At 48.3% G+C, this 8,416-nt stretch carries 10 protein-coding genes; 8 read left to right on the top strand and 2 right to left on the bottom strand.

Annotated features, from left to right (window positions below):
• The 3 genes from MJZ26_14135 to MJZ26_14145 all read left to right on the top strand — a co-directional run.
• Positions 1-1,010: alpha-amylase family glycosyl hydrolase (locus MJZ26_14135; GenBank protein ID MCQ2106917.1), on the top strand; the 1,010-nt coding region annotated here is incomplete at its 5' end.
• Positions 1,011-1,024: 14 nt separating this feature from the next.
• On the top strand, positions 1,025-1,591 hold the full coding sequence (locus MJZ26_14140) for a TetR/AcrR family transcriptional regulator (GenBank protein ID MCQ2106918.1): 567 nt from the start codon (positions 1,025-1,027) through the stop codon (positions 1,589-1,591).
• Positions 1,592-1,644: 53 nt separating this feature from the next.
• A complete protein-coding gene (locus tag MJZ26_14145; GenBank protein ID MCQ2106919.1) occupies positions 1,645-2,250 on the top strand; it encodes a type II secretion system GspH family protein in 606 nt (201 codons plus the stop codon).
• An 81-nt stretch (positions 2,251-2,331) separates the two neighbouring features.
• Here the strand turns inward: MJZ26_14145 and MJZ26_14150 are convergent, their stop codons facing one another.
• Entirely contained in the window at positions 2,332-3,459 is a 1,128-nt protein-coding gene (locus MJZ26_14150) for a hypothetical protein (GenBank protein MCQ2106920.1), read from the bottom strand.
• A gap of 181 nt (positions 3,460-3,640) precedes the next feature.
• Here MJZ26_14150 and MJZ26_14155 point away from each other — a divergent pair, with 181 nt between their 5' ends.
• The 4 genes from MJZ26_14155 (at position 3,641) to pepT (ending at position 6,735) form a co-directional block, all read left to right on the top strand.
• Positions 3,641-4,249, top strand: coding sequence for a formate/nitrite transporter family protein (locus MJZ26_14155; GenBank protein MCQ2106921.1), 609 nt, complete (start codon positions 3,641-3,643; stop codon positions 4,247-4,249).
• 81 nt (positions 4,250-4,330) lie between these two features.
• On the top strand, positions 4,331-4,756 hold the full coding sequence (locus MJZ26_14160; protein MCQ2106922.1) for a hypothetical protein: 426 nt from the start codon (positions 4,331-4,333) through the stop codon (positions 4,754-4,756).
• Positions 4,757-4,864: 108 nt separating this feature from the next.
• Entirely contained in the window at positions 4,865-5,266 is a 402-nt protein-coding gene (locus MJZ26_14165) for a hypothetical protein (protein ID MCQ2106923.1), read from the top strand.
• Positions 5,267-5,349: 83 nt separating this feature from the next.
• Positions 5,350-6,735: a peptidase T gene (gene pepT, locus MJZ26_14170; protein ID MCQ2106924.1), complete on the top strand. Its 1,386-nt coding sequence runs from the start codon at positions 5,350-5,352 to the stop codon at positions 6,733-6,735.
• Positions 6,736-7,025: 290 nt separating this feature from the next.
• Here pepT and MJZ26_14175 read toward each other — a convergent pair whose 3' ends face one another.
• Positions 7,026-7,718 (bottom strand): N-acetyltransferase, encoded by a 693-nt coding sequence (locus MJZ26_14175; protein MCQ2106925.1) that lies wholly within the window; start codon positions 7,716-7,718, stop codon positions 7,026-7,028.
• Between the two features lie 287 nt (positions 7,719-8,005).
• On the opposite strand from MJZ26_14175, the gene MJZ26_14180 reads away from it, so the two are divergent.
• A complete protein-coding gene (locus tag MJZ26_14180) occupies positions 8,006-8,251 on the top strand; it encodes a TIGR03905 family TSCPD domain-containing protein (protein ID MCQ2106926.1) in 246 nt (81 codons plus the stop codon).
• Positions 8,252-8,416: the final 165 nt, after the last annotated feature.

Genomic DNA, 8,416 nt, shown 5'->3' on the forward strand with positions numbered 1-8,416 from the left:
ACTGGTATCGCAATCCGCGATTTAACGTACCCAACCTCTGCGGTGACTCTTTTACGGTAGACTGCTGGGCTGGTTTTCAGGAACTGCCAGCGTTCAACTTGCGGAATCCCGATGTGGAGCGGGAGCTGATTCATTGCGCGGAATACTGGATGGATGAATTCGGCATCGACGGAATTCGCATTGACGCCGCGGAGGATATGGATTTAGATTTTCTGCGACATCTTGCAACTGCATGCCACCAGAAACGTCCCGATTTCTGGATGATGGGAGAAGTGGTTTTCGGAGATCCTAGGCGGTGGCTTGAGGCGGGCCTGAATTCCGTGACCAACTACCAAACTTATAAATCCTGCTGGAGTTCCCTGAATGACGGGAACATGTTCGAACTGGCCTACAACTTGAATCAATTTTTTGATGACAAGAGCGGAACCTGCAAGGGCGCAAGACTCCAGCTTTTTAACGAGAATCATGACACCAACCGCATTTACAGCCAGCTGAAAAATAAGCAGGACAATTTCGTTCAGCATCTGCTGTTCTACACATTGCCAGGTGTCCCCACAATATATTACGGCGAAGAATTCGGTTTGAATGCAACGAAGGGCGGTTGCGACGATTGGAATTTGCGTCCGTCTTTGGACCTTGCAAAATTCGCAAACCAAACTCCCGCAGGCCAAGAAAATCTTCTTTCAGAAATACGCCATCTTGCTAGCGTTCGCCAAGATTGCGACGCCTTGCGCGAAGGCGGGTTCCAGCAGGAATTTGTACACTCCCAGCAATTTGCATTTTGGCGAACTCACCAAAATGGTGACGCCCTTGTCCTTATAAATCAACAGGACGCTCCTGTACAATTTGAAATTGATTTGCGCAAGCACCTCGCACACACGCAACAAGTGAGTCCCTTAAAAAATCTGCGAGACCTTCTTTCCAACGATTACATCAAAATCAACAACAGCAAAATCACTGTCTTAATCCCGCCTAAGTGGGGCCGCATCCTTGTACCCAGCGGTATATAAAGTATATTTACATCATGAGCACCAAGGAAGTTTTATTACAGCAGGCATTGATTCTCTTCCGTAAGGAAGGCTACGACGCTACCGGCGTGCAGAAAGTCGCCGACGCTGCAGGCGTAGGCAAGCCTACGCTGTACCATTACTTCGGAAACAAGCGGGGCCTTTTAAACGCCCTGCTCACCGCCCATCTGGAAAACTTCTGGAAGGACTTTGAAACCGCCGCGACCTACAATCACGACATTGTCAAAACTTTGGAGCAAGTCGCCCGTGCCTACTTTGAATTCGCCAAGAAGAATCAGGAATTCTACGGCTGGTTCATGAGCATGGCCAACACACCAACCGAAGGTGACATCCACGACGAAGTTCGCCCCCTCTGCGAAAGACAGTGGACCACGCTGTCAAAACTTTTCCTTGCCGCAAGCAAGGACCACGGCAACATGAAAGGCCGCCACGAACGCTACGCCTACACATTCCTGGGCATCATCAACGCCAGCATCCAGGCCTATTTCACGGGCCTCATAAAGCTAAATGACAGGGACGTTTACGATACCTGCCATCAATTTATGCACGGAATTTTCTCGTAACCTTGCTACTCTCCCTAAAAATTCATATTTTTCCGTTGAATCAAGGAGTCAATATGAAGAAAGGTTTTTCCCTAATAGAACTTATGGTGGTCATAGTCATCATGGGAATTCTTGCCGCCGTGGGAGTGCCAAAGCTGACAAGCCAAATCGAAAATGCAAAGATTGCTGCTGACACGCAAGTACTAAATGCACTGCATAAAGCAATCGCGTTAGCATCCGTAGAAGATAATTTTCACGCTCTTTTTACCGGAACAGAAGGCAAAGCCAATACAAAAGTCATGAGAGTTAGAGTCTCCTGGTCCGTCGCAAACCAGAACAGCGCAGGGAACGAATTCCAGAAACTAATCATCACCGAGCTCAAGGCTAACGCCGGTAAAGAATTTATTGAACTCACTTCTGAAAAAACATCCTCCGGCGGAAATGTCGCTGCAATTTACAAAAGCACCTTAATAAAGAAAAAGAAGCTGGACATCATGATTCTCATTATGGACCATGACAACCATTTCAAGATTTGCGCGCTTGCCACAGATTCCGGCGGTAAAGCCAACCCCGTGTATGTATATACCTATCGAGGTAAGCCCGTTGCCGTTGGCGACGTCCCCGGCGAAAAGGATTCCTGGAATGGGGTGACGTTCAAATACATCCCTCTAGAAGACTAAGTTCCATCACAAAATACTTTATACAAAAAGGCGTCCTGAGAAAACTCAAGACGCCCTTTATTTTACACCAAACAAATTACCTTATTCATCCTTCACACAACGAATATAGCGACGGCGCATCTTGGGGAAGTCATTACGATCAATCTGGGTCGGTTGAATGTAACGCGTATAGACATTGGTTGCTGTGGTATCGACGCTTTCTGTAGCACTCCAAACGTGCAAGCTTTCACCAAAATTTTTCCATCCCTCGTTACTATTATTTTCAAGAGAGTACTGGTACTTTCCGCCAGGAATAGCAGAAAAACCATAGTCATCTGTCATAGGATAATTGTCATATCCTTTCCATGCCCCATTAGGATCACAGAGACTTTGGCCGGCGGTAGCAATGCCATTACTTGCGTCAACAAAGTCAAATAGCGTTTGCCACTCATCATCAGAAGGAATATGCCAGCCCTTGGGGCAGATGCCTCGATTGTAGCTCGTATCGCTAATGACACCGTCCTTCAGCGCAGATTGCGTCTGATACTTCTCATCAATCCCCATTGCCGTTGCCCATGTATACAAACGGCCATAGGTTTCACAGTTTTCAGGTTCATCGTTAAAGCACCAACTTGAGTCAATTCCAGTTGTTGTGCGAAGGTTTTCAGCCATCCACAACTGCGTCCCAATGCCCACCGTTTTGTATGAGTATCCGTCATACTCTACAGTACTTTCAAAGCGGTGAATTTCTATGGAGGAGTCAGATTCCGGATTCTTCGCACTGGAGCTCGACAAATCCGAGTCAGAATCTTCATGAGTACTGCTAGAAGATTTTAGACGAGATGCCTCCACTTCACTATCCACCACCCATTTCCAGGTGTGTGAGGTGTCCTGAATGCAAACCATTGTGCTGTAGCCGTATTCAAGAATGGCATTTTCGTTGCCCTCGTCGCAGCCTTGCTCAAAATACGCCTCGTTCTTGCTAGCTTCGGTCCAAGAACTGTCCCCTCGGCAAACAAATGTAGTGTCCTTTGCATGAATCACAGAATAAAGGACCTGATTATTACAAACATCCACCAGAACGCCACCAAGGCAGTCCTGTTCATTGGCATCGTATTCCGCACCTTTGCAAAGCCCAATGTTAATCTCTTCGGAGTCGGTAGAAGAGCAACCCCATAAAGAACAAAGGACCGCTGTCGGCAAAATAGTCCTAACTAGCAATTTTTTCATAAGAACTCCTTACTAGGCCTTAGTAATAGCGCATTTCATAAAAGAAATTTTACAATCATCAATGACTTTTTTCAACCTAAAAAACCAAAATCCATATTACAGCATGGAACATCCTTGTTTTATGTGAATTTTACTACGATTCCATCTTTTCTTCTATCCCTTTCATTTGTACATTTGAATTATGATTAAATCCATTCTCGCCGGACTTATGATCAGTGTTGGTTGCGTAAGCTTCCTCTCTGTCGAAAACAAGATTGCAGGAACATTCCTGTTCTCACTAGGGCTTTACACCATCATCATCCTAAAGTTCGACCTGTTTACCGGCAAGGTGGGTTATCTTTCCACCAACAGGACCCTCGCCTATCTAAAGTACCTGGGCCAAGTCTGGCTCGGAAACCTGATCGGTTGTGTTCTTGGTGCCGCCGCCATTGCCGCCACCAGGCTTACCATCAGCACCTCCACACTGGTCGGCGTCAAATATGCGGATAATCTGCCCAGCCTTCTGGTCCTCGGCATCTTCTGCGGCATGCTCATGTTCATCGGTGTCGAAGGCTACAAGCGCACCACCAACCCGCTGATTGTGGTATTGCCTGTCATGGGATTTATCCTGTGCGGATTTGAACACTGCGTTGCCGACATGTTCTACTTCGCCTTTAACTTCTTTAAGAGCGGCGTTACCTTGGCTGGCATTGGCGATACCCTGTTAAGACTGGTGTTCATCACCATAGGCAACTTGATTGGCGGATGTCTACTTTGCTTCGCCAGCATCAACATCCAAAAAGACGCATAACGAAAACTTTTTAATATTAAATAGAATAATCATTTTTTATTATATTTTTTTCAGTCTTGTTATTTGTAGTTTAATATCATTATGGTAAAGGTTAGGAACAGTCTGCTGACAGTGTTTTTAGGCGCGGTATTTGCGCTGTTTGTCGGAGTTTATTCCAACCTTTCCCCCGACTATACCGAACTTCGTCAATATGCCGAGATCGGCTATCAGTCAACTAGTTCAGACACAGAAGTCCCTACTGAACAGGCCCTATACAATCTAGACAACCGCATTCATGCCGCATTGCTAGATTCCCGCAAGCCCCTTCAGCACCAGTCTTTCCGTCCTCAAAAAACAGTCCATTCCCACGGATATTTCTACCGTGACGGGCTGTTTACAGAATGGAATCACAACCACGTCAAAAGGGTTCACGCCCTTAACAACAAGGCCGTCGGCTACCCAGCCCCCTTTGCCTATGGCGCTTCCAAGGATTACTACGTGTACACCTTGGAACGCATTCTCTGTTAACCAGAATCTTCTCGCCAAACAATCATTCCGCCAAAAACAGGTGAACACCCGCCCTCCATTCATTGGGCGTGTTTTGGGCATACACAAAATTTTAACAAAGAGAAGAAAATGGAAAACATTAGAAGAATGGAATTGGCAAGCGTCCTTTCCAAGAATCCCAGCATCATGACCGAAAAAAGATTTCTCGGATTCAAGACTTGTTTCACCTATCGGCCCACCCACTCTCCCCTTGTAGGTATCTACCTGGAATACGATCCTATCAATGGACACAGGGTTAGACAACTGGTGGCTTCGGCTCCCGACGAGGTGGACGAACTGATCCAAAAGGAGGGCATGCCTCATCCATCGTGCAACGGCAACATCCGTCTGTGCCTATGCTACTCAAGGGACCATCACTTTGCGGCTATGCAACTTTCCCAGTATGCAAATTTCGACTATCATCCCATAGACGAAATCCGGGTTGCAGAAGGTGAGGAGGCAGAAAAGCTACTCTATCCCTTCGTCAGGTAACCGCCCTATAATACATCGCAAGCCCACTCTTCGGAGTGGGCTTTTCTTTGTAGGATTAAAAGGGAAATACTATTTTTTGAGACATGAAAGTCCAGGATCGTTTTCTAAAGTACGTTAGCTTTACAACCACCAGCGACGAGAATTGCGAAAGCTGCCCCAGTACCAAGCAGCAGTTCGAATTGGGCAAGTACCTTGCACAGGAACTAATTGATATTGGCCTTCAGCAAGTAAAAATCGACGAACACTGCTATGTGTACGGTTTGTTGCCCGCTACCGCTGGCCACGAAGATGACGACGCCATCGCCTTCATCAGCCACATGGACACTTCGCCAGACTTTTCCGGCGTAAATCCGAAACCGCAGATTATTGAAAATTATGACGGCGGCGATGTGGAACTTTTGGGCGCCGGCCGCGACGAACAGGGCCATGCAAAAATGGTGCTGAAGGTTACCGATTTCCCCACGCTGAAAACCTTGAAGGGCCGCACCCTCATTACCACCGACGGCACCACATTGCTGGGCGCCGACGACAAGGCAGGCATTGCAGAAATCGTTACCGCCATGGAAGAGTTGGCAGCAACCGACCGACACGCCGAAAGCCGCGGCTACGAGAATCTTTCTGGCCATGGCGACATCTGGGTTTGCTTTACGCCCGACGAAGAAATCGGCCGCGGCGCAGACCTTGTGGACCTGAACTACATGAAGGCAAAGTACGCCTACACTGTGGACGGCGGCTACGAAGGTGACATCGCCTATGAGAACTTCAACGCCTGCAGCGCCAAGTTCATTGTCCGCGGCAAGAGCGTGCACCCCGGCGAAGCCAAGGGCATCATGAAAAACGCAAGCCTTATGGCTGCAGAAATCGCCATGGCACTCCCCGCCGACGAAACTCCCGCCATGACCGAGGGCCACCAGGGATTCTATCACCTGACAGACATGCAAGGCGACGTTAGCGAGGCGACCCTCTGCTACATCGTCCGCGACCACGACCAGAAAAAATTTGAGGAACGTCAGGAATTCTTGCGCCAGATTGCTGCGAAGTACAATTCAAAATTCGGCGGCACCGCTTTTGCAGACGATAGTGCGGACAAGAACCTCATAGAAAATTCTGGTGTGAGCCGTGCCGGCGGCAGCGCCGTAGAACTTCAGCTCAAGCATTCCTACAGCAACATGCTGCAAGTTATTGAAAAATGCCCCGAAGTTCTGGAGCGCGCCCGCAAGGCCATCGAAGATGTTGGCGATGAACTGGCCCGCACAAAACCCGAAATCTTCGGCAAGGCGGAAAACTGCCTGCAACCGGTCAGCGAACCAGTCCGCGGCGGCACCGACGGCGCCAAGCTCAGCTTCATGGGGCTACCCTGCCCGAACCTGGGTACCGGCGGCTACGGCTATCATGGCCCCTTCGAACACGTAACCGTCGAAGCCATGGAAGCCGTGGTAAAGATCATCAAGAAGATTGCCTGCGGGTAGGACGATTCTTCAGTTATCGACAAATTAGTCCTATTAACAGATCATTTTTATCTGTGTTTTTGACAAAACCCTAGTATGAATACAAGTATTTACAAGGATTCATACTAGGGTTTGCGCCTTTTGACACAAATCTTCAACGAAATCGTAGTACGAATAATGGCTGTCACCCAAATTCGTACTACAAATATCGTTATTTTGTTTGTAATCTTGCTAAAATCCTAGTACGATTACCAATGTTTACAAGGATTCATACTAGGATCGTGCATTTTGAACACAAGTTCTGCGCTATTTTAGAACAGTTGTCCTGGCAATACCTTCTTTTCCTTGGGCGGGAATTGCTTGTCGAATTCATCAACGTCCTTATCGTCAACGAAATAGGGCGCAGGGTCCCGATAGGTTCCGCGGACGCCGTCCAGAAAGCCAGGCGTCAATTCCCGAATCAGGAAGTAGGGCGCGTCGCCATCGGGATCGTCGGCGTAACGGATTCCTTTGGAGGTGGCCGTCACGAAACCGCACTTGCCGTAGAACTGGATGTTACCGCACATGGCGATACATCCGGCGCCCATCTGGCGGGCACGTTCCAGGGCGTAGTCCAGCAGCATCTTGCCAAGGCCCTTGCGTTGCATGTCGGGGCGAACGCTGATAGGCCCGAAGGTCATCATGCGAAGGCGGCGCTGGTCCTGCTCACACCCCTCGCGCGACTCTTCGCCAGCGGTCAGCGCGGAACCTGTCTGCGACTCATCCGGGTCCACCAGAATTTCGCTCCAGGCAAACATCACATGGGCGAGGATTTCGCCTTTACTCTCCAGCACAAGGGAGAGCTCCGGAATGAAATCTGGATGATTCCTGTAGCAGTGCAGCACGTAATGCTCGGAACATCCGGGACGGTAAACGTTCCAGAAAGCCTCGCGGGTTAAATTTTCTACAGCGTAAAAATCGGCAGGCTGTTCCTGTCGGATTGTGCATTCAGAATTTTTAGACATTGTTTATTTCCTTTTTTTGTTTATTACCAACGGGTGTTTCCCGCATACAAAACAAATCCCTGGATCCTTCGACTTCGCACTAAGTGCTCCGCTCAGGATGACACAGGGGGGTTAAACAATGTCCCAGTTTTGAGTTCGGCCAAAGCCGAAATTATGGATTAAGAACATCCAACTCCGAAATAAAGGTTCTCCTATAATATAGCACAAAAAATTGTATATTGGACAAAGAAATTTTAAATTCTCGCCATTCGCGGGATATGGAACAACCTAAACAAAGCGAGTCATTTATGCAGACTAAGGAATTCAGAACCAGCGGCACCTGCGCCCAGCTCATCACCTTCGACTACGAAGACGGCAAGATGTACAGCCTCAAGTTCCTGGGCGGCTGCAATGGCAACCTGAAGGCCATCGGCAAGCTTTGCGAAGGCAAGGACATGAAGGAAATCGCCGACATCCTGGAAGGCAACACCTGCAACGGCAAGTCCACCTCCTGTGCAGACCAGTTGGCAAAGGCACTTCGCGAAGTTATCTAGTCAACACATCCTATTTTTAATATATTAAAACTCAGAAAATTCCCATTTTTCAAGGAGACATTATGGCAAACAAGTACGCTGGTACCCAGACCGAAAAGAACCTCGAAGCCGCATTCGCAGGCGAATCCCAGGCCCGTAACAAGTACACCTACTTTGCATCCAAGG

The organism is Fibrobacter sp., from assembly GCA_024398965.1.
In the GTDB taxonomy this organism is placed as follows: domain Bacteria; phylum Fibrobacterota; class Fibrobacteria; order Fibrobacterales; family Fibrobacteraceae; genus Fibrobacter.